At 36.4% G+C, this 22,198-nt stretch carries 21 protein-coding genes; 4 read left to right on the top strand and 17 right to left on the bottom strand.

What is annotated here, in order from left to right; translation table 11 throughout:
- Positions 1–202: 202 nt before the first annotated feature.
- The 12 genes from MKX82_RS25520 to MKX82_RS25575 form a co-directional block, all read right to left on the bottom strand.
- Positions 203–1,669 (bottom strand): DHA2 family efflux MFS transporter permease subunit, encoded by a 1,467-nt coding sequence (locus MKX82_RS25520; RefSeq protein WP_251645768.1) that lies wholly within the window; start codon positions 1,667–1,669, stop codon positions 203–205.
- Positions 1,670–1,995: 326 nt separating this feature from the next.
- Positions 1,996–2,424 carry a hypothetical protein gene (locus tag MKX82_RS25525; RefSeq protein WP_233315165.1) on the bottom strand — a complete coding sequence of 143 codons (429 nt, stop codon included), beginning with the start codon at positions 2,422–2,424 and terminating at the stop codon, positions 1,996–1,998.
- A 155-nt stretch (positions 2,425–2,579) separates the two neighbouring features.
- Complete coding sequence (locus tag MKX82_RS25530) at positions 2,580–2,795, bottom strand: hypothetical protein (protein WP_233315164.1); 216 nt, start codon at positions 2,793–2,795, stop codon at positions 2,580–2,582.
- A gap of 435 nt (positions 2,796–3,230) precedes the next feature.
- Positions 3,231–3,539: a hypothetical protein gene (locus tag MKX82_RS25535; RefSeq protein WP_341081079.1), complete on the bottom strand. Its 309-nt coding sequence runs from the start codon at positions 3,537–3,539 to the stop codon at positions 3,231–3,233.
- A gap of 163 nt (positions 3,540–3,702) precedes the next feature.
- Entirely contained in the window at positions 3,703–5,331 is a 1,629-nt protein-coding gene (locus MKX82_RS25540) for a PAS domain S-box protein (RefSeq protein ID WP_233315162.1), read from the bottom strand.
- A gap of 169 nt (positions 5,332–5,500) precedes the next feature.
- The gene (locus tag MKX82_RS25545) at positions 5,501–6,178 is read right to left on the bottom strand and encodes a YczE/YyaS/YitT family protein (protein ID WP_341081674.1); all 678 of its coding nucleotides are present in this window, start codon (positions 6,176–6,178) and stop codon (positions 5,501–5,503) included.
- Positions 6,165–7,604, bottom strand: coding sequence for a glycoside hydrolase family 1 protein (locus tag MKX82_RS25550; RefSeq protein WP_341081082.1), 1,440 nt, complete (start codon positions 7,602–7,604; stop codon positions 6,165–6,167). Before MKX82_RS25550 ends, MKX82_RS25545 begins: the two co-directional genes overlap by 14 nt.
- Before the next feature lie 29 nt (positions 7,605–7,633).
- A complete protein-coding gene (locus MKX82_RS25555; RefSeq protein ID WP_233315159.1) occupies positions 7,634–9,529 on the bottom strand; it encodes a beta-glucoside-specific PTS transporter subunit IIABC in 1,896 nt (631 codons plus the stop codon).
- Positions 9,530–9,624: 95 nt separating this feature from the next.
- Complete coding sequence (licT, locus tag MKX82_RS25560) at positions 9,625–10,461, bottom strand: BglG family transcription antiterminator LicT (protein ID WP_341081084.1); 837 nt, start codon at positions 10,459–10,461, stop codon at positions 9,625–9,627.
- 473 nt (positions 10,462–10,934) lie between these two features.
- Complete coding sequence (locus MKX82_RS25565; protein WP_233315157.1) at positions 10,935–11,549, bottom strand: hypothetical protein; 615 nt, start codon at positions 11,547–11,549, stop codon at positions 10,935–10,937.
- Between the two features lie 195 nt (positions 11,550–11,744).
- Positions 11,745–12,440, bottom strand: a complete 696-nt coding sequence (locus tag MKX82_RS25570) for a DUF3810 family protein (RefSeq protein ID WP_341081085.1) — start codon at positions 12,438–12,440, stop codon at positions 11,745–11,747.
- Between the two features lie 259 nt (positions 12,441–12,699).
- Positions 12,700–13,635 carry an HNH endonuclease gene (locus MKX82_RS25575; protein WP_341081086.1) on the bottom strand — a complete coding sequence of 312 codons (936 nt, stop codon included), beginning with the start codon at positions 13,633–13,635 and terminating at the stop codon, positions 12,700–12,702.
- 608 nt (positions 13,636–14,243) lie between these two features.
- On the opposite strand from MKX82_RS25575, the gene MKX82_RS25580 reads away from it, so the two are divergent.
- The 3 genes from MKX82_RS25580 to MKX82_RS25590 all read left to right on the top strand — a co-directional run bounded on the left by MKX82_RS25580 (position 14,244) and on the right by MKX82_RS25590 (position 16,927).
- Positions 14,244–15,125: a LysR family transcriptional regulator gene (locus tag MKX82_RS25580; protein ID WP_251645741.1), complete on the top strand. Its 882-nt coding sequence runs from the start codon at positions 14,244–14,246 to the stop codon at positions 15,123–15,125.
- Positions 15,126–15,274: 149 nt separating this feature from the next.
- Complete coding sequence (locus MKX82_RS25585) at positions 15,275–16,105, top strand: sulfite exporter TauE/SafE family protein (RefSeq protein ID WP_341081088.1); 831 nt, start codon at positions 15,275–15,277, stop codon at positions 16,103–16,105.
- A gap of 675 nt (positions 16,106–16,780) precedes the next feature.
- On the top strand, positions 16,781–16,927 hold the full coding sequence (locus MKX82_RS25590) for a BH0509 family protein (RefSeq protein WP_233315152.1): 147 nt from the start codon (positions 16,781–16,783) through the stop codon (positions 16,925–16,927).
- A 195-nt stretch (positions 16,928–17,122) separates the two neighbouring features.
- On the opposite strand, the gene MKX82_RS30500 is transcribed toward MKX82_RS25590, so the two are convergent.
- Together MKX82_RS30500 and MKX82_RS25595 are read right to left on the bottom strand one after the other, a co-directional pair.
- A complete protein-coding gene (locus MKX82_RS30500; protein WP_445738859.1) occupies positions 17,123–17,380 on the bottom strand; it encodes a DUF3953 domain-containing protein in 258 nt (85 codons plus the stop codon).
- Positions 17,381–17,619: 239 nt separating this feature from the next.
- Positions 17,620–18,510 (bottom strand): DMT family transporter, encoded by an 891-nt coding sequence (locus MKX82_RS25595; protein WP_341081089.1) that lies wholly within the window; start codon positions 18,508–18,510, stop codon positions 17,620–17,622.
- A gap of 135 nt (positions 18,511–18,645) precedes the next feature.
- Between MKX82_RS25595 and MKX82_RS25600 the strand changes: the two genes are divergently transcribed.
- Positions 18,646–19,338, top strand: coding sequence for an ArsR/SmtB family transcription factor (locus MKX82_RS25600; RefSeq protein WP_341081091.1), 693 nt, complete (start codon positions 18,646–18,648; stop codon positions 19,336–19,338).
- 88 nt (positions 19,339–19,426) lie between these two features.
- Here MKX82_RS25600 and MKX82_RS25605 read toward each other — a convergent pair whose 3' ends face one another.
- The 3 genes from MKX82_RS25605 to MKX82_RS25615 are packed head-to-tail and all read right to left on the bottom strand — an operon-like array spanning position 19,427 to position 22,170.
- On the bottom strand, positions 19,427–20,338 hold the full coding sequence (locus tag MKX82_RS25605) for a PTS system mannose/fructose/sorbose family transporter subunit IID (RefSeq protein WP_233315149.1): 912 nt from the start codon (positions 20,336–20,338) through the stop codon (positions 19,427–19,429).
- 18 nt (positions 20,339–20,356) lie between these two features.
- Positions 20,357–21,163 (bottom strand): PTS mannose/fructose/sorbose transporter subunit IIC, encoded by an 807-nt coding sequence (locus MKX82_RS25610; protein WP_233315148.1) that lies wholly within the window; start codon positions 21,161–21,163, stop codon positions 20,357–20,359.
- Positions 21,164–21,195: 32 nt separating this feature from the next.
- Positions 21,196–22,170: a mannose/fructose/sorbose PTS transporter subunit IIA gene (locus MKX82_RS25615; RefSeq protein ID WP_341081093.1), complete on the bottom strand. Its 975-nt coding sequence runs from the start codon at positions 22,168–22,170 to the stop codon at positions 21,196–21,198.
- Positions 22,171–22,198 lie beyond the last annotated feature (28 nt).

Here is a 22,198-nt window from a genome sequence, read left to right on the forward strand (position 1 = left end):
TCTTTTCTTTTTTTATAATACTACAAATGTAGTAATTAATACAAAACTACATTTGTAGTATTTATGAAATTATAGCATAGATTATTCCAAAGGCAAATCAACTTAGGTAATTTTATAGATGGAAGTAGCATGCAATGGGCATGTACTACTTTCCGAAAAAATTAAAGAGCGTTGAGAATTCTCAACGCTCTAACGTATTATATTAAGCTTTCTTCTCTCCAGGCTTAGATCCTTTAATAAAGAAAGCCAACAAAAATGCAACTATTGTCAAGTAAGTGGCAATCATAAAGGCATCATTGATTCCCATGACTGTTCCTTCCTTCGCTGCTTGAGCCATGCCAAGCTTATCTGTCGGCAGTATGTTATGCAGCTTCATCCAGTCTTTAGCATGGTTTGTGCCTTGATCTGTCATGATTGATACGAAGAAGGCCATGCCGATTGCGCCAGCAACCATTCGGAATGTGTTAACCATAGCAGTTCCATATTTATTCAAGCTTAGACCTAAATCATTAAGTCCTGCAGTAAAGATTGGCATCATGATGAGAGACATACCGAACATTCTAATTGTATAAACCCATAGAATATAGGAATAACTTGTGTCTACTTCTAATCTTGTTAACGCAAATGTTGTCACCATTGTAATTGCCAATCCGATAATAGCAAGCCATTTTGCGCCATATTTATCGAACAGTTTACCTGTGATAGGAGACATGATCCCCATTACAATTCCGCCAGGCAACAGCATGAAGCCAGCTTCTAAAGCGCTGAAACCGTGGATGTTTTGCATGTAAATCGGCATTAAAATCATTCCAGAGAACATGGACATTGTAACAGCAACGTTGATGATTGTTGTTAATGTGAACAGCTTGTACTTGAAAATCCTGAACTCTAAGATTGGATGCTTAACAACAAGCTGACGCCATACGAACAGGATAAGGCTGATGCCGCCAATGATAAACATTGTTACTACTTCTGTTGAAGACCAACCCTTTGATCCAGCTGTTGAAAAAGCGTATAAAATTCCGCCAAATCCAATTGTTGAAAGAATAACTCCTAAGGAATCTAACTTTGGTCTGCTTGTTTGTGTGACATTTTTCACGAAGAAGATCGCAAGAATAAAGTCGATGAGAGCAATTGGAGCAATAATGTAAAAGATAACGCGCCAATTGTAGGATTCAATAATCCAGCCAGCCCATGTAGGACCAATTGCAGGAGCGAAGTTCATTGCCACACCGAAGATACCCATGGCAAATCCGCGTCTATTTAGTGGGAAAATAGTGAAAATCACATTCGTAATTAATGGGAATAAAATACCCGCACCGATTGCTTGTACTACCCGTCCAACAAGCATGATTGGGAACGTGCCAGCCATTGCACAGATTAATGTACCAACAGCAAATACTCCTATTGAAAATAAAAATAATTGCCTTGTCGTAAATCTCTCCATCAAAAAGGCAGTAACCGGAATAACGATACCATTCGTTAACAAAAATATCGTACTTAACCAGTTCGCTTGCACTGCATCAATTTTAAAATGAGACATAATATCAGGCAACGCTACATTTATAACCGTCTGATTTAAAAACGCAACAAAAGCCCCTGCTAGCAAAACAGCAAATATTGGTGTTGTACTAGAAGGTTTCGTTGCAGCTTTAGCAATAGTATTCAATTGTCTTTTCTCCTTTTATTTAGTTTTCCTTTATAAGTCAACAGAGAACGACTAGATAGTCAAATTCTAATATGCTCATAAAGAGAAATACTATACTAGTAGAATTAAAATTGGATTAAAAAAAAGTAAGTTTTTTATTAATCCGCTAAAATTCACTATGTTTCCATTTTGTTTACCTGTTTTCTTAAGTATTAAAACCTTTCTTCATTTGAGGATATAGTAAAAAGCCTCTATCTTGAGTGATAGAAGCTATAGGATATGTTCCTCAATTAATTTTCACAGTTGGTTCCTTCTGTTTGTCCAAACTTTACAGCACCAACCAAAAGTTAGTATTTCTTTAGTATTGGTGTTAACAATAGGGACAGGTGGTAATATAGCAAAGCTGCTGCTAAGCAGCATACAATATACGGATACTCTTCTCGTAATACAAACTTATTAATATTCTCATTATAAATAATAACGTAAAAAAAACCTAAAATTGCTCCTGCAATAGAGTATAAACCTATACCTATGCAATAATTCAACATTTTAGATGTGGAAGTGACCCTTAATAGCAGGTTATCAAGAAAAATCGAAGTAGGTACTGCTGCAATGAAATAAATAGGTCCAGCAATAAGAAAGAAAAAGAGGAAGATATCGAAAAAACTAAAATAAAGAACGTCCTCATTTTGATTCGCAACAGGAACGTAAGAAAACCAAGCGTAAAACAAACCGAATATAATGACAGATAGCGCTGCCGTTAAAAATCTGTACAACTTCCGTCCTCTCCCTCTGTAAAAATATGTTATATAGGATACGATACAGGGTCCATGAAAGTTTCATATGTCGTGTTATTATAGCTGCAAGTATGATAAATACATAAAAAAGATTAGGAGAATCTCCTAACCTTCTGTTTAGATACGCAAAAAAGTTAGTACTGCCATAAATCCTGGTTGCGAAAAACATTGATAAAATGACCGAAATTATCATTAAAATGCGTTAGTTCAAAATCATAGGGTTTGTCTGTTTCCATGCTTTCTGTTGAATCAACTCTACCTCTTGGTTTAGTGAATCCAGCAATCACCATGCAAACAACAAAAATTAATACTACCCCTATCCACGTAATCTTTGGTTTACTTTCCTTCAATTTGTATGCTCCTTTCTTGCTGCTTACCTGTACTAAAAAGTTATGACTGAAAGGGGAATTAATACTAATTAATAGTGAAATATCGATAAAAATACTCACAGTGGAGTTTTCTATTTTTTACAATATATTTACATAAAATTAATAAATACCCAATTATTAGGATATATGTAATCTTTTTCAACGTACATAGTCTATTCAAAATTTTTTCAAATAAAAAGCCTACTCCTTTGCCATTATGCTGAGAGTAGGCTTTTCTATGTTCCTAGTTTTTATTTCAACTATGATTATATAGGTAGTATTATTAACACTTAATTGACACACTCAAATCTTATGAACAATATTAGAAGTGATAACTCCTATGCTAAAAGGAACTCTAAAATAAATGTTAAAACAATTTTTGAGGTTTATGGTATTTATTCTGCAATGTTTTGAACATTAAGGAGATTCTTCATCCCTTGGCGCCCTCTCTAATAAATGCTCTCCATTTTCGTTGTCTCTAACAATAATAAATTGGTCTGTACCTTTAACCGAATAAATTTTTGATCCAACTTTGAAATAATTTGACTGTTTATTTTCCGGCATTACATCTGCTGGCGTCTTTTTTTCAACCTCACCTAACATTTCTCCGATTTTAATATTGTCATCCCAGACCGTTTCACTTCCATTATATTCTTTGTTATTGGCTACAACTATCATTGCATAATAAACATTGCTTTTTGCTTGATTACATGCCCCTAATAGCAAAACTATAAAAATGAGTATAAGGACTGACGCTTTTTTCAGTAGGATCACCTCACCTAATATAACATATTGAATATTTTAGATTATTTAGCATAAATATGTACGTTCGATTCCTTTCTTCAAATAAGAAAAAGACATTTTAGAAAAGCTAAAATGTCCCTACTCTTTAATCTATGCTAATCGGGAGCAAAATCTCCACTTCTGTACCTTCATTAACCTCACTTGCATAACGGATTTTTCCTTTATGTGCCTGAACAATCCGGTAACTGACCGTTAACCCTAAGCCTGTTCCTTTTTCTTTTGCTGAATAAAATGGTTCTCCGAGTCGTTTGATTCTGTCCTTTTCTATTCCGCAGCCATCGTCCTTTACTTTTATTCGGATGAAGCCGTCTTTTGTATTTTTCATGGTGATGTTTACTTTGTTGGAATCTGCTTCGATTGAATTTTTAATAATGTTAATGAACAGCTGTTTTAATTGGTTTGGCTCACAATCTATTTCTGGGAGTGCGCCTAGTACTTCTAATTTTGTTTCTACTCCATACAGATTTGATTGAGATTCAAGCAATCCAAATACAGAGCTCATAATGCTTTCTACTCTTGCTTTTTCATATGCCAGTTCTTGTGGTTTTGCTAGTAATAATAGCTCACTAACGATATCGTTAATTCGGTCGATTTCATCTAAGACAATTTGATGAAAGGTTTTGTCTGATGGTTTGTTATCTGATTTCATTAGCTGAATAAATCCGCGTATGGAGGTAAGTGGATTTCTGATTTCATGGGCAACACTTGCTGCCAATTCACCAGCGACAGACAGCTTTTCTGCTTTGCGGAGCATCGCTTCCGTTTCTTTTATTGCGGTAACATCTCTGCCATAACCTATAACACCGACGATTTCTCCGTCCAACATCATCGGAAAAGTAGTACAGGATATATCACTGATACTGCCATCTCTTTTTTTAATTTTTGTTTCTTTTGTAGATGATTTGCCTTGAAGAACATGAGATAATAATGAGTTCCTGAGAAGTTCTTGAAATTCGTCTGTAACTAAGCTGACGATTTCTTTGCCAATAAACTCTTCTGCACTGTAGCCTGTTATTTTCTCAAACTGGCGATTTACATTCACTACTTTTCCGTCTAAATCAAGGACATACACCATATCCGGGTTATTTTCAAAGAGGGACTGATATTGCTGCTTTGTTGTGCTCAAGTCCTTTTCTGTCATTAGATGATCTGTAATATCACGGCCAATTATTACTAATGAATGGCGGCTTCCATCATCATTGAAATTAGGGACTTTTATTGTATCAAATGTTCTCATTTCCCCATTAGGAAGTGAGAGATATTCTAAATGCCGCGTAACTTTGCCAGACTTCCATGCTTCTTCATCTGATTGTTCAATGCTAACAAGTGCATCATGATAAAAGTCTGTAAACTTCGCCATTTCGGAATCCGTTTTCCCTCTAAAATCGAGACCTTCTAGCTGAAAAAACTTCAAACCAGCTTCATTTACCTCAAGCCACCGGCCGTCTCCGTCTTTAAACTTCACAAAATCAACCATTGAATTAATCAGCGTTTGCAGCTGTTTTTTCTCTTCTGTTACGGTTTCGAATTCCTCTTTTCTGACAATGAGAACATAAATAAGAATACTAGTAAAACAAACATATAAAATTCCTTTTAATTTTTGCAGAAACAGCATAGTCGATTTACTGTCGACAAAATTTAGTAAATAATCTGTTCCGAAGATCCATAGTAAACTGACTACTATATATAAATAAAGAAAATTCTTTTTTGACATTGTATTTCTCCTTAATTACATCAATAGCCCTATTTTACTATAATTGGAGTACTAATTGACATGGATTAAATATCCATTTTAAATATTTGCTTATATACACACATTTACATCATGGTTTATACAAACTCAATAAACCCTCCCGTGTATCGGAAGGGTCAACTAGGGGGTTCTAAGCACCGCCTCCAATTTCATTTGCTTTTGGCGGAATTAAACTATGTGCCGTCCGATATATACCATCATACTTTAACCTTAACGGAATGCTTACATTCTTATTAAAGTAAGCAACGAACGGTCCTGTGCATAATGCTAGAAAAAGAGTTATAACCCCTATTTCGCTGTCTAATAAAAAGGCAAATGCAATACATGTAGAGTCTGTCATTATCCGGCACCAATGATATTTTATTCCCCAGCGCTCGGACATATAAATAGATAGGCAATCATATGGGGCAATGCCTAAATCACTGATTGTATAGAGCGAGATAGCTAATGTTAAGCATATTAAACTTACAAGTAAAAGCAGTATGCGAATATGAAGAATTTCATAGTTTAAAGGTATTGCGTTTAAAATGAGTAAAAAATAATCGGATAAATATGCTAATAAGATTAAGTTTATGAAGCTGCCAATTCCCATTGTTTTCTTCGCAAAGCATAGTTGAAACAACAGCAATACGAGGTTTACAACTAGCTGTGTTGTACCATAGGATAGATGAGTAAACTTTGTAAACCCAAGGTTCATAGCACTATAAGGATCTGTACCAAAAGCGATTAACCTAAATACAGCGATACAAAATCCTATCAGCGTTATTCCGAGTAGCATCATGATTAAGGTGATTTTATTTGGCCTCATTTTCCAGCAGTTCTCCGTTTGATGCGATAACTTTTTTATACCATTCAAATGATTTCTTTTTCTTTCTACCGAAGTCTCCTGATCCATCGTCGTGTTTGTCTACATAAATAAATCCATATCTTTTCTTCATTTCGCCTGTTGATGCAGACACTAGATCAATACAGCCCCACGGCATATAGCCGATTAATTTGACTCCGTCTTTAACTGCTTCCTTCATTTGTTCAATATGTGCCCCAAGATAGGCAATGCGATAATCATCATGAATAGTGCCGTCTTCTTCCACCACATCAACTGCGCCTAAGCCGTTTTCTACTATCATCACAGGAAGCTGATAGCGGTCATAAATATTATTTAATGCCCAGCGAATTCCTTCTGGGTCAATCGGCCAGCCCCAATCACTGTTTTTCAAATACGGATTCATTAAGCCGCCGCTGCCGTTGCCGGACACCTTTGCGCCTTCGGGATTCTCTGCCACACAGTTTGTTGTGTAATAGCTGAAGGTATAATAATCTACTACTCCTTCTTTTAATATTTGTTCATCTTCTGGTTGCATGTTGATATCAATATTTTTTTCGGCAAAAAAACGATGTGCAAATGCAGGATATTGACCGCGAACATGCACGTCTCCTGCAATACAGTTATGAATTTGGTCTGTTCGCTGCTGAGCTCTGACGTCTTCTGGCTTACAAGTTAACGCGTAAGCTCCAACATATGCAATCATACAGCCAAATTGGAATTTGGCAGAAATGGATTTTCCTAGTTTAACGGTTTTCGCACTGGCCAAAAGCTGGTTATGCATCGCTTGATACCGGAGCTCCTCCTCATTCTCAACTCCTTCTAAAATCATGCCTCCAGCAAAATAACCGCCCATTGGCTGTGTCAGCAAGTTGATTTCATTAAACAAAATCCAGTAAGTCACACGATCCTTGTACTCTCGTAAAATACACTCCGCATATGGCATAAAAATATCAATAAGCTTGCGATTATTCCAGCCGCCGTATGTTTTTGTAAGGTGAAATGGGTTTTCATAATGAGACATTGTTACAATAGGTTCAATTCCGTATTTTTCTAACTCGTCGAGCACTTTATGATAGAATGCTAACCCCTCAGCATTTGGTTCTTGTTCTTCTCCAGTTGGGAAGATACGAGACCAAGCGATAGAGAAACGGTATGCTTTAAAGCCCATTTCTGCGAACAAACGAATATCTTCTTGGTAATGATGGTAAAAGTCGACTGCTTCATGGTTTGGGTAAAATGTATCAGGCTCAAGCTCTGGAGTTATTCTTCTAGCTTTGTCTTTATTGCCTCCTGTAAACATGTCTGCAATGCTCGGCCCTTTACCGCCAAGATTCCAGCCTCCTTCTAGTTGATTGGCAGCAGTTGCGCCGCCCCATAAAAAGTTATTGGGAAATCCTTTTATTGTCATGTTATTTTCCTCGCTTTCATTACTATTTATTAACCAACCAGTGCATTATTAGCTTTGCTGACATAGATGATTTCATCGAACTTACTGATATGATTCAATGTAGGAATCGTTACATTAAAATCATCTGAATTTGTTACGATAATCGGTGTCACTATATCAAAACCGGCCTCTTGGATGGCTTTCCTATCAAAGGTTAACAGCACATCACCTTTTTTAACTCGGTCACCCTTTTTAACATGACCAGTAAAGTATTGACCGTTAAGATTAACTGTTTCCAAGCCAACATGAATAAGGATTTCGATGCCGTCATCACTTTTTAAACCAATCGCATGCTTCGAATCAAAAAATGCTTCAATTTCTCCATCGAACGGAGCTACAATTTTATTTTGGTCTGGGTAGATAGCAATACCGTCACCAATTAGTTTTTTAGAAAAGGTAGAATCCTTTACTTCTGTTAATGGTACAAATGTGCCGCTGACTGGACTGTCTACCGCTAATTCTTTTTCAGCTGTTTTTGAAGTTGCTGCAGTATTAGATTGCTGTTTATTAGTTGTTTCAACCTCTGCTTCTTTTTCATCAAAGCCAATAATCCATGTTAGAGCAAAGGACAGGACAATTGCTAGACCACTTGCAATTACCGCAACAATGATATTTTTATTGCCGACACCGCCTAAAAATTCACCGATTGAAATCAAGCCAGGTGTTGCCATAACATATGTTTTCAATTGAAATAATCCTGTGAATAAACCTACTAAACCGCCGGAAATGATACATGCGATCATTGGTTTTTTCAGTTTAACTGTTACCCCATACATCGCTGGCTCTGTTATTCCGCCTAATAGGGCAGAAAATGCTGCAGAATAAGCGATTTGTTTTTGTTTTTTCACTTTTGATTTCATCCCGACTGCAAGTGATGCTCCTCCTTGAGATAAGTTACTCGCAAGCTGTGCTACTAAAATTAATGGATCAAAACCTAGTGTTGTAATGCTTGATAGAATAATTGGTGTAAAAGCCTGGTGCATCCCTGTAAGTACAATCAGTGGCATAAATGCAGATAGCAGAACTACGGCAAGAACGCCTGTTGTATCGTAAATAAACATCAGTGCATCTGTGAAATAATTACTCGCAATCGCACCAATTGGTCCTAATACGATAAAAGCGAGTGGAGCAGAAATAAGTAAAACTAGCAATGGCGATAGGAAGTTCTTCGCAACTGTTGGCACAATGCGATCAACAAATGGTTCAATATAGCTCATGGCCCAAACGATTAACAAAACAGGTATGACGGAATATGAATAGGAAGCTGCTGTTACTGGGATTCCGAAGAAGTGAACGCTTTCTTCCCCCATCATCGTAATAAAGTCTGGATATACTAGAACGCCAATTACTGCTACTGCCAAAGTTTGTGACACTTTGAAGTATCTAGCGGAAGATGCAGCAAGTAAGATTGGCAAGAAGAAGAACGGTGCATCACCGATTGCTGTAAATAAGCGATAGCTTTGACTTTCTTCAGGCAAAATATCAAGCATGACGATAATCAATTGAACGACCTTCATCATCCCTCCGGCAATTAAGGCAGGTAAGACTGGTGCCATACAGCCGGAAATCATATTAAAGAAGCGGTTGATGATGTTTTGTTTTTCTTTTTTTCCCTCAGGCTGTTTTGAATCGTCATCATCTAAGTTCGTAATCTTCATTAATTCCTTATAGCATTTGGCGACATCATTGCCGATGATGACTTGGTACAAGCCGCCAGACTTCATAATACCGAGAACACCATCAATGTCCTCCACCTTTTTATCCTCAATAAAGGACTCATCTTTTAAAGTAAATCGCAGCCTTGTATAGCAATGCACGACTGATACTATATTTTCCTCTCCACCGACTTCCGTTAATATTTCTTTGGCAGTTTTTGTATAATCCATGGTTTTTCCTCCTTTTTGTATGAAAAAAAACCTAAGCATGAACACTAAAATAATCTTTTAGTGAATGCTTAGGTTTTGCCTTTAAGGTAACAATCCTAACAACTTTCTTTCACAATTCTGTCAATATGAATAATTAAGTAAAATTTCTCATCGATGGTTAACTGATGATCATAATGCTCCAACAGCATTTTTTCAATTTTCTGTGCGCACTTCTCCGCTTCAGGAAATCTGTCTGCAATGATGCTTAACAGCTCCCTGTCTTCCACTAAGCTGGGCTTTTGGGTTAGTATGCGATAACTGAAGAATTTTAAATGGGTTATAAAACGGCCATAGCTAATACTGTCTTCATCGTAGCTGATTTTAAAATGGTATTTAACGATATTTAAAATATCGTTAATAACGATTGTAATGCTCGCAACGTCATTGACGTTATTATCGAGCTCAGCATTGACGAAATGCATCGCTATAAAGGCTGCTTCATCATCAAGTATATCCAGCTGGAACACTTGTCTGATTTTATCAACCGCTTTTTCACCGACTTTAAATTCTTCTTTATATAACCGCTTAATATCCCAATACAAATCATTTTTCAGCTTAATTTGCTGGCGATAGCGCTCACATGTACTGTAAATATGATCAGTGAGAGTAACATAAATAGTATCATTTATTTCCTTTCCAATTGACCGTTTGGCATAATCAATGATCTTCTCACTAATATCCATATACTCAATTGGAATCTTCGATACTACTTCCTGGAACTTCTTCTTCACCGTTGAGTTATTTAAGGTATAGACTTTCATGTTAGATGCTGTATCAATTTCATCGCCTTTATTCTTTTGAAAAGCGATTCCTTTGCCTGTAACAATAATATCGTTCAGTTCAGCATCTTTACATATAACAACATTATTGTTGAGTACCTTATGGATCAACAAAACGGCGACCTCCCATATATTTATTGCCTAAAACGTTCAATGGGTTTTGCCTAAAAATCTATATTTTAGTTGTGAAGCTGATGACAAACGCTCACTTACTGCATTCTCACCCCGTCTCGAATGCGCAGGGTAACTCCGCTCCGATTTAGGGTTCGCGCCTTGTAAGACCATCATTTTTAATCAACTTGAAATTCAGCGAATGTAGACTTTGTCTGCATTCTCAAAACTATAAATATAGTATTTAGTAACAATGCCACTTATTGCTAAAATCATAACGTAAACCGTTTTCATTGTCAAATGCAAAATTTCAAAAAATTCACTTAGCTCTATTCTTCAACCAATTAAATTGATTACATCTTAACTTTTTGTCTATATATATTATGGACGCAACTCTCCAAGGATAGCTTAAAATACGAAAAGAGCTAGAATGAATTTCCTAGCTCTCGTTTTCTTATATTTGTTTTAAGAAGTCTTTAATAGCTTAATCTATCTTCTATAACCAATGTAGGAAAATAATCACCATATTCATTGGTTTCTTTTTCGTTTCGATTCATACTAATAGTTCCAACACCAGCATATGTAACCGTTAATAAATCCCAACCGTCATAATACAATAACTCATCTGATAATTGACTGTAAGCATTTACTGCCATATCTTCTGCAGGAAATAATTCACTTGGAGCTAGTTCCACTGTTGCCTTAATTTCTCCATTTTCTAAGGAATAATTTCCTAAGGAATCATCTTCTCCCAGTGAATAGTACTCAATAATTTCTTTGATTTCATCTGTCGTAATTTGTTGAGTTGTCTCTTCCTCTGCTTCAGTCTCTTCCTCTGAGGATTCTTCAGAAACTTTTTCCTCAGCGTCGCCAGCTACTTCTTCACTGATTACTGGTGTCTCTTCATCCTCTTCTTTATTCTCTTCCTCAAACGCTCCTGATTCTTCTTTTGAAGCCGCTTCACTTGTAGACACTTCTATTTCTTCTTCTGTTGATACATGGTTTGAAGTAGATTTATTCGATTCTTGCTGCTCAGAACAAGCAACAAGAAAAAACAAACCAATCATCATTATATATAATACTGTTCTCATTCGATTGTTTCCCCTCAATTATTAAAATTATCCTATAAATTGTATGTTACTATTATATTCTCTATCTCAGATAGTTAATATATAGCGATTTTCTAGAAAGTATTGTGTATTAGTTTAAAAAGGATTTATTAAAACATTGAATAGGACTTGATTAGGAACATAATAATTATATGAATCTGAATAAAACTTCATTTCCTACCTTTTTGATTCTCTATATCCTGCAGCTATAGCCGCAGATTCTGAACAAAAAGTTTCCTCGGGATCAGTAATCTCATAATACCTTCCACCCTTGATATGATAGATTTTCTCTCCAGAATTAGAAATATTACCTTTTATGTCACAAGTACCCTCTATTTCTGGCTCTTTAGCTTGTTCTACTCTTTCCTTCTCTTCTTGTTCTTTCTTAGCTTGTTCCGCTTTCTCTTTTTCTTCCTGCTCTTTCTTAGCTTGTTCCGCTTTCTCTTTTTCTTCTTGCTCTTTCTTAGCTTGTTCTGCTTTTTCTTTTTCTTCTTGCTCTTTCTTAGCTTGTTCTGCTTGTTCTGCTTTTTCCTCTTCCTTCTTCTCATCAGACATACTATTACTACTATCATGTTGTTCATGAGACTCTGTTACTTTAGTATCTGATTCCGAGAATAATTCTTTGTAATGCCCTATTACGCACGGAATGTAAAACCAGGCAAATAAAAGCAACGAAATAATAATAACTATTATCCCTTGCCAAAAAGACTGCTGATTTTGTCTCCTTTTTTTAATCCAAAAAATCGCTACTAAAATAATTAATAATAAGATGATATTCCACCAATCAGATAGTAGACATTGTATGGAAAATACTATAAAAGAAAGTATAAAAAAGACAATAGTTATCCAAAAAAATATTTTTAAGAATTTCACATTTTACCTCCAAATTACTTAAAGCTCTAGTTATCCTCCTCAACTTTTCACCTATACAAATTATCCTTTAAAACTATTATTATGTAATCTTCTTTCTAGAATGGTCTATTAGACCCAAGAAGATATTACCACAGTCTTACAATTTTTATCATAGTAATTATTACCAGTGGAATCCCTACTTATTTTTAATAAAATGGCTTTTAATAATTTTATAATTTCCCACAAAAAAAAGGCTCTATATGAGCCTCTAAATAGTTGTTCAAGAAAGTTCTTGATTTTTACCAAATACATTCCGCTTATGCCACTTAAAATACACTTTATTCTCCGGGTTCAGCTTAATCTTCTTCTTCGTTAATAAGCTATATTTCAAGTAGTCCTCCTCCTTTATTTCAGGAGATATATGCAATCTTCCTTGCCCATCAAATGCTATTTTGCCGTTTTCGTATAATGCATCATGATTGCAGCAAAGCAGTAAGCCGTTATATGGATCAATTCGCTCTTCGTTCGTGCTGTCTTTCCATGGCTTAGAGCGGCTTGCTCGCAGCAGTTCTGGAAGGTCTATATCACAAAGGGCACACTTACAGCCCCACAGTTGCAACAAATCTTTTTTGAATCGTTGCTGACCTAGTCTGATTTTTGTTTTAACCTCTGACTCTGTTTCGGCAATTACTGGAATCAAAGTATTATGTTCTGTTACTTTAATATAATCCATGGATAATTCCAATTGCTCTGTATCAATTAAATAGATGTTCAATTCACCGATTAACTCTAGTAACTTGATTGCTAGTTCTTCGTTACATGGATATAAGTAGCCTGAATTGCCGCTAGCATCCTCTTGAAATGGTGAATATTTTAAAGGTAGCACTGGAAGAATTTCCGCAAATTTCCCTTTTACATTAACTGATTTATCCAGCTCATAATACTCTAGCTCAACTAAGTAGCCTACTTCGTCATCAAAAAGGTCAGATTGTAAAACAAGAGGTCTTCTTGATTCGATGCAGTCCTCTTTAGCAATGCTGATAGCAACAATATTTCCTTTCACATAGTGAAAAATCCGGTCGCCCTTTTTAACTTCCTTCATTCTTTCCCAGGAATGTTCTATATTGCCGCCCTTATCTATTTGAGGTGACCAAATGATTCCTAAATCCCTTACTTCATGATACTTGCTTCCTTGCATTACGATATATGTGTTCAAACTGCTTCCCCCTGTAACCCGCTTGCTGTGATTCTTATAATTCCGTTTAATTTTTTATTAATGCTTTATCTTTTTATTAAGATAATTGTTGGATGCGTATAATTTACTATCTATATTTAAGCTTTAGATGCATTTGATTCAGATGATATTTAGTTCTTCATTACTACTTAAATTATATCATAAGTATCGACATTAACGGCTCTCTAAAACACTACAATTCGACTTATTATGACAAGTTTTTAAATCATTGCATTTTTGAAGTCACCATAGTATGCCTCTAAATAGAATTTTAGCTGTTAAATTAACCTTTTTCAAAAATGAATCTTTATTAATAAGTGTTGAATTATCAATGCATACACAATAGTGTCTATATATAGTGACTATCCTATTGATTGCTATCGTTTTTTCAAGATTTTCGTCAATTTTTTATAGTTTATTTCTGTTGAATATTATCCTTTGGAGACTATATTAAGTCCCTAACTAGTCTCTGTTGTTTGCATATGAAAAAGCAAACACATAAGCTCTTCCATAGAGAAAATGATACAATTCACTATATAAACTATTGGATATTGACTATAAAGTCGTTCATTTATATTGGAGGTTGTGATGTGAACATAGACAGCTTAAAAATGTTTTGCCTCGTTGTTGAGGAAGGTACAATCAGCCAAGCAGCCCGCCTAAGCTTTGTTACACAGCCTGCTGTGACAAGGCAGATTAGACAACTCGAAGAAATCTATCAAGCACAGCTGTTTGAGAGAAACGCTGGAAAATTGACCTTATCAAAAGCAGGTGAAATTCTTTATCCATATGCAAAAGAGATGGTCGAGTATTCTAAGCTTTCTTTTGAGGCTATCCAGGAATTGACTGGAAACGAGGAAATCGTTTTAAATATTGGAGCCAGCTCCACAATTGGTGAATACCTATTGCCAGGATTATTAGGACAATTCAGCAAGAGCTATCCTGACTTAAAATTCAGTCTTTCGATCGGAAACACACCTACGGTTTTAGCTAAACTTGAAAATAACGAAATCGATATTGCTTTTGTTGAAGGTGCGGTTGATAACGATAGCTTAATTCGAGAGAAGTTTGCGGATGATGAGCTTATCCTTGTAACCTCTCCTGCCCATCCTTGGAGCAATAAAGAGCAAATAGGTATTCAGGAATTGCTTGATGAAAAAATGATTTGGAGAGAAATTGGTTCAGGTACACGCGTGATTGTTGAGTCTGCATTAGCTGAACATGGCGTACTTGAAAAGATTAAAAGTGCAATGGAGCTGGGTAGCTATCAATCAATTAAAAGTGCGGTAGAAGCAGACTTAGGTGTCAGCATACTCCCAAAGTTAACGGTTACCAGGGAGATCCAATACGGAACATTGCATGAAGTTAAAATAAGCAATTTCCTGATTTCCCGAGATTTATGGATGGTGCAAAAATCTCACCGCTTTAAAAAGTCCGGGTTAAAATACTTCATTCAATATATTCGCCATTAATTTTTTGCAGGGTGCTTCTAGGAAGCACCTGCTTTTTTAGGTTGTCCGTCATGGGTATAACAGTTGCTTATAGGATATAAAATTATTCAAATATACAATAACTCATTCCTTTGATAGCCTTAATCTATAAGGGTTAGGAGGAAAGTATCTTGGACATTTATATTTGTATTTTACTGGTTATCGTTGGCATCATTGCTGGAGGCTACGGCACAATAGTTGGGTCTGGCGGCGGCTTTATCTTTGTACCTGCTCTTCTGCTCATATTCCATATGGATCCAAAACTTGCAGCCGGCTCTGGTCTAGTGATTGTGTTAATTAACTCTCTCTCAGGAGTTGTAGGATATGCAAAACAAAAACGAATTTCTTATCATACAGGCTTAACACTTAGCGCTGGCGCCATTCCTGGTTCCCTACTCGGAGTTTGGCTCCTGCAAATCTACTCATCCAGCTATTTTTATGTCATATTCGCAACAGTTTTAGTTGCTTTAGGGATTTTCCTATTTGCTAAAAATCCCCCATTTGCGAGCTTAAAAAAGAAAAGGCGGCTATTAAGCAAAGAAGGCAGTGGTGAAGATGAAGTAGCTGCTGCAGTTGAGAAAACTCCTGATTTTAAGGAGACTGCATGTCTGCCATTAGTCTCTATTCTCCCAATCGGGTTTTTTATGGGCATCCTTTCAAGCTACTTAGGAATTGGGGGCGGCTGGCTGCTAGTTCCAATATTGATTTACGCCTTTAAATTGCCAACACATATTGCTACAGCAACATCTATCTTCTCCTTAACCATTTATTCTCTAGTCGGTGTTTTTTCGCAATTGTTCTACAGCAGTATTGATTGGAACACAGTCTTATGGGGCAGTATTGGCGTAATTATCGGTTCACAGATCGGTGTGCTGCTGTCGAGAAAAATTCCAGGCACGGTGATTTTGCAAATGCTGTCTGTGCTGTTGATTATAATTGGTTTTCGGATGTATTTAAGTTGAACATTCTTCGTTCCTAAAGGAGAAGTATTGATATTGCCATATTTCGTTATTAGAAGGTGACAATGAATAGTCACTTGTCTTTTTCAAACAATTATTATCTATGTTTCAACTTAGATAATAAACCTTTTATATCAAGGTTTATTTATAGTGTCTAAATATAGTCACTATTAAGCTGCAGCCTGCTGAAAAATCTTAAGTATTTTGGTGATTTATTGAATATATAACTCATCTTTTTATAGTTTAGTCTCTATGATTGGTTACCCATAATGCAAACCAGAACGGCCTTTTCAAAATTACCGTCCTACTGTTTGATTATGGGCTAGGCTTAAATTATTTAATGAATCTCGTAACTGGGCCCTCGAAACACCTCATTAACATGCCAATTCACAAAAGCCAAATTAGGGTCTGAATTGGTTGCCTGACAATGTTACCCTGAAATTGCATTAACCATTCTACAAATCCATTCCCTTCCCACTAATGAACAAAGCTTAAGAAATACGGTCATGCTTAATAAAGAATGAAGATAAATAACATTTACGTATTATTTTTCGAAAAATCATCTAATTTTAATATTTGTTTAATCTCATATTGAGATATATAATAAACATATAAGGAAAACGTTTTCAATAACATTCAAAAACTTCGTTACTTCTCAAACTAAAGGGAGGATTTATAATGAGCCGAATCGAAAGAAATTCAAAAGTTCAAGAATTACTTGAGCAGCATTTATTCAATGAGAAAGAAACCGCCAAAATGACGGATTCACAGATTGAATATTATCACTGGCTCTATTTTGTTGATTCAGTTTATGATTATATGTAACAACCATATAAAATAATAAAAACCGGGAAAATCCTTAAGCCGATTTTCCCGGTTTGTTTTCGGTATTTTTTCCAAATGGTTTGTCACAATCTCTTTCTTATCAAGAATCCCTTTATGTTTTCTGTTTACTAAAATGGCTGAAAATCCGGAATTACATTTGAATTAACCCACTATGTTTATTACATAATAAAATTATTAATTATACATAAACCCCTGGACAGCTACGTATAAAACAAAAAGCGATGTGCATAGATAAAAGATACCCCACCTAAAACTCTTCGTTCTTTTATATTCTCGCAATCCGATAATAATGACTATTGCACTCAGAAGTAGGAACGCTAATGGTTGCAAGGTGAAATTTTGGGTAACTACATTATAAATGCATATAACCATAACAATAGGCGTCAAAATCATTTGAAATAATAATAATAGATTGAATTTTTTTCCTGCCATTTATCTACCTCCGCAATAATCACTTTTCCCTCTAAATATACGTATAAGGTTAGTAAATGATTCATTAGATAACTTGAGCAGAAGTTGTTAACAATGTATGTATTTACTTCGTAAACTCGTATTTTCCATAGTCGTCGAATGGTTCCTTATTTATAAAGCAATAATGCCTTAATTATTTCATAAAAATAATCTTTCCACGTTTTATTTGCCATCTTTAAACGCTCCTCCTACATTTTGATTTATCGTAAGGGATAACTATTGCTGCTAACAATTTCTTTCTTATAGTTGTTATTTACAAGATAAATTCCTAACAAAATGAAAATTCCTCCACTTATAAGCGAATAAGAAATAACCTCCTGTAGCAATATATTCCCAGTTAAAACACCAAAAAATGGAGCTAAAAACAAATAAGAACTTGTTTTACCTGGATCTCCTTTTTGTAAGAGAAAATACCATACCGCAAATTGAACGATTGAAGACATGATACTTAACCATAAAAGAATTAATATCGAGTTTTTATTGATATCAAAGAAAGGATCTTCGAGTAAGAAAGTTAAAAAGAGGAGTATTCCCCCACCAAATAGCATTTGATAGGCAGAAAGTGCCCATGTATCAAAATGCATCCCCCACTTATTAACTAATAATGTTGAAATTGCCCAAAAAACAGCGGAGAAAGCTCCAAAAACTATGCCTATATTAAAATCCTTAATCCCGCCCAATATAATTCCAACACCAACAAATCCTAGGACAACACCGCTCCATTGATACCATCTGTAACGGTTACCAATAAAAATAGTCCCAAAAATAATTACTAATAAAGGATTCATAAAAGTTAGGATGGAAGATTCACTGGCTGTAATTGTTCTTAAGCTAATAAAAATACACCCCATTACGCCTGCTGTTTGTAGAGCTCCGATAATTAGGACTCTTCGCCAATTTCTATAACCACTAGGCTGCGGTCTTTTAAATTTCTTTACGATAACAGCCATAATAATGCCAGCAAGAACAAATCGTAACCCAGCCAATAATAAAGGACTTGAATAGCTTAAACCTATTTTACCGATGGCAAATGATGAGCCCATTAATGCAGTAGTCAAGATAATTAATATAAAAAAGTTGTATTTAGTCATTTGTTCAGACCCTCCCAAGCTTTTTTCTCCAAATTTAAAACCTTGCCCTCCCTTGTGATTACGTTTCTTTACTATTATTATAAGAGCTATATAATACGATGCTTATCGAAGTATGGATTACAGAGGTGTTAAAAATTGAGTATAAGTCCGAATATTACGGCCCTGACCGCTTTACTTACAGAGGAATCAAGAGCAACTATACTGGCAGGTTTAATGGATGGAAAGTACCATACAGCCAGCGAACTAGCATATATGGCCAAAATCACACCACAAACGGCCAGCTTCCACCTTGCAAAACTAGTCGAAAATAATCTTGTGACTACGGAAAAAAATGGACGTTTCAGATATTTTCGATTAGCAAATGAAGAAGTAGCGAATACACTTGAGATATTAATGTCTATCTCTCCACCACCAGAAATTCGTTCATTAAAACAATCAAGTCAATTAAAAAGGCTAGAAAATGCGAGAACCTGTTACGATCATCTAGCGGGACGCGTAAGTGTACAACTAACAAAAATAATGGAAGATGCAGGATACATAGAAAGAAGTGATAAACAATTCATCGTAACAGCAAAAGGAGAATCCTTTTTTCAAAAATTAGGATTAGATTTAGTAGGTTTATCTAAGAAACGCCGCTCTTTTTCACATGCATGTCTTGACTGGAGTGAACGTACTCATCATTTAGGAGGAGCATTAGGAAACGGTTTATTTGAGAGGTATATTGAATTAGGCTGGATTGAAGCAAAAGAGAATTCTCGGGAAATCATGATTACAGCGCGAGGGAAGTCTGGATTCAAAGAATTTTTTGGAATCGAGAATCTGCTTTAATTGAAGGATTTTAATTCATGATTTCTTTATAAAAAATAAAGCACTTCCTATTATAATCATTTCATCATAACAGGAAGTGCTATTTAAATTACATCAAGTGAATTAAATGGAATACGATACCAACTGCGAACAATCCAAGAATCATAACGATTGGAGAAACTTTCTTCTTCAGCAGCCACATGCAAAGAAGTGTTAACAGCAATCCTGCTAAACCAGGGATTAAGCTGTCTAAGTTGGCTTGTAAAGTTGTTACTTTAACTGGATCTAAGGAGAGACCAGCTGCTTGCTGCTCCAGCGCGGTTTTAATTCCTTCTGCTCCAGCAGGCAAGTTATCCCAGTCGATATAAGCACCTTCGTCTAATTCAACAGATGATACTGTTGGTGTGAATTGGACGGATACCCACCTGTTAACTAACGCTCCGAGGATGAACATCCCGAGTATAGAGGCACCTTTTGTAATACTTTGAAGTATTCCACCAGATAAGTCGTCTGTAATTTTGGAACCAGCTTTGTAGCCAAATTCTTGTGTATACCATGTGAATGCCATTCGAATGATATTCCATGCAAAGAAGTAAATAATTGGACCAAGGATGTTGCCAGTCAATGCCAGGGACGCTGCTAATGCACCAAGGATTGGTTTAATGGTAAACCAGAAAACTGGATCTCCGATACCTGCTAAAGGTCCCATCATTCCGACTTTAACACCTTGAATGGCTGTATCTTCAACAGGTGCACCGTTAGCACGTTCTTCTTCAAGTGCTAGTGTTACACCAATGATAGGTGAAGCAACATATGGGTGTGTATTAAAGAATTCTAAGTGACGTTTTAGTGCATCTGCACGATCTTCTTTTGTTTTATATAATTTTTTGATGGCAGGAATCATTGAAAATGCCCAACCGCCGTTTTGCATACGTTCGTAGTTCCAAGAACCTTGAAGGAAAGTGGAACGCCACCAAACAGAAATACGATCTCTTTTTGATAATCTCAATTCTTTTTCCATTGTTTATTCCCCTCCTTCTTAGTAATTATCGATAATATCGCCTAGTGGATCTCCATTGTTGGAATTTCCGCCGCCACCTGAGCCGCCTTGCTTAGAAAGTGCTAAGTAGATAAGTGCAAGAGCCACACCGATAGCTCCAAGACCGATAAGTGTGATTTGTGAAACTGTCGCTAATACGAAACCAATTGCGAAGAATGGCCATACTTCTTTCGTAGCCATCATGTTAATAACCATTGCATAACCAACTGCTACAACCATTCCCCCGCCGATTGCTAAGCCGCTTGTCAACCATGTTGGCATCGCTTCTAGCAATTCTCTAACAGGACCTGCTCCGATAGCTAAAATCAATACAGCAGGAATAGCAATACGTAAGCCCTGCATACAGATAGCAACGATATGCCACATTTCCACTTTTCTAATGTTTCCTTCTCTAGCTGCTGCATCCATCAAATGTACTAATGCTGTTGCAATTGTACGAACGATGATTGTTAGCAATAAACCTGCAACTGCAAGAGGAACAGCAATCGCGATTGCAGAGGACACGCCAGCTTCGCCCTGTCCACTTAAAACTAGTATAATTGCGGATGCCACAGATGCTAACGCAGCATCAGGTGCTACTGCAGCTCCAATGTTTGCCCAGCCTAAAGCGATCATTTGCAGGGTACCACCTAAAATAAGACATGGTACTAATTCTCCTGTAACTAAGCCGATTAACGTACAAGCAATGATAGGTTGGTGGAAGTGGAATTCATCCAAGATACCTTCTACACCAGCTAAAAATGCTACGATAATGACTAATATTATTTGAATCATATTTAAATCCATGTTATTAGTCCTCCCGTTCTTTCTATTTACGATTATTTTTGTTTATTTAATTCCTCTTGAGCCTTTTTAAGAATTTCATCCATATTGCCTTTTGAATCGTTCGGAACTTTCCGTACATCAAAGTTTAGGCCCGCTGCTTTCAGTTTAGCGAAAGTATGGATATCTTCCTGGCTAAAGGCCAAAACCTTATTCGGTTGAACCTTACCAGGTGAGTGTGCCATGGAACCAACGTTAATTGTCTTTAATGGAACACCGCCTTCAACCGCTCTAAGTGCATCTTGCGGGCTTTCAAACAGAAGTAATGCACGTTGACCGCCGAAATGTTGATCGTCTTTGGCAAGCTCGATCATTTTTTTGATTGGTACAACATGTGCTTTAACACCTGGAGGAGCAGCCTGCTGAATCAATTTCTTTCGAAGCTCATCCTTTGCCACTGCATCAGATACCACAATAATACGCGTGGGCTGTGTCGTTTTTGTCCATGCTGTTGCTACTTGGCCGTGAAGCAAACGAGAATCAATACGTGCTAACACATATTCAAATTTACCAGGCGCACCTGCATTTACAGGTTTTTGGGCAGCAGCTGCAGCAGTTGTGTCTGCTGGTTCTAAGCTTTCCGGTTTTACTTTAACCCCTTCTTTTGCTGTTCCTAAAATATGGGCAGCAATTTCATGGGCTGTGTTCATCGAGAAGCGTGATGCATATGCTTCAATTAACATCGGTAAGTTCATACCAGCAACGATTGCCCATTTGTCTTTGTGTTCATCAATCAAGCTGTTGGCTTGGTTGAATGGAGTTCCACCCCAAAGATCGACTAAGAATAATACTTCGTCTTGGTTGTCGAAAGAGGCGATTGCTTCTTTCATTTTTGCTTTGACATCATCAGGTCCTTCGCTCGGCATCAAAGTAACTGCTTTTACATTTTCTTGCTCTCCGAAGATCATTGCTCCAGATTGCATGATACCAGTGGCAAATTCACCGTGACTAGCAATGATAATTCCTACCATCTTTTTACCTCCTTTTATTAGTGTTACT

Source organism: Niallia sp. FSL R7-0271 (assembly GCF_038005785.1).
Taxonomy (GTDB): Bacteria; Bacillota; Bacilli; order Bacillales; family Cytobacillaceae; genus Niallia.

Bases quoted from the DNA above. Each gene is read 5' to 3' on its own strand.
- MKX82_RS25545 (WP_341081674.1), bottom strand. From the start codon at position 6,178: ATGAGGCCAAATAAAATCACCTTAATCATGATGCTACTCGGAATAACG.
- MKX82_RS25590 (WP_233315152.1), top strand. From the start codon at position 16,781: ATGAGCCGAATCGAAAGAAATTCAAAAGTTCAAGAATTACTTGAGCAG.
- MKX82_RS30500 (WP_445738859.1), bottom strand. From the start codon at position 17,380: ATGGCAGGAAAAAAATTCAATCTATTATTATTATTTCAAATGATTTTG.
- MKX82_RS25605 (WP_233315149.1), bottom strand. From the start codon at position 20,338: ATGGAAAAAGAATTGAGATTATCAAAAAGAGATCGTATTTCTGTTTGG.
- MKX82_RS25610 (WP_233315148.1), bottom strand. From the start codon at position 21,163: ATGGATTTAAATATGATTCAAATAATATTAGTCATTATCGTAGCATTT.
- MKX82_RS25540 (WP_233315162.1), bottom strand. From the start codon at position 5,331: ATGTCAAAAAAGAATTTTCTTTATTTATATATAGTAGTCAGTTTACTA.
- MKX82_RS25595 (WP_341081089.1), bottom strand. From the start codon at position 18,510: ATGACTAAATACAACTTTTTTATATTAATTATCTTGACTACTGCATTA.
- MKX82_RS25615 (WP_341081093.1), bottom strand. From the start codon at position 22,170: ATGGTAGGAATTATCATTGCTAGTCACGGTGAATTTGCCACTGGTATC.
- MKX82_RS25550 (WP_341081082.1), bottom strand. From the start codon at position 7,604: ATGACAATAAAAGGATTTCCCAATAACTTTTTATGGGGCGGCGCAACT.
- MKX82_RS25565 (WP_233315157.1), bottom strand. From the start codon at position 11,549: ATGAGAACAGTATTATATATAATGATGATTGGTTTGTTTTTTCTTGTT.
- MKX82_RS25555 (WP_233315159.1), bottom strand. From the start codon at position 9,529: ATGGATTATACAAAAACTGCCAAAGAAATATTAACGGAAGTCGGTGGA.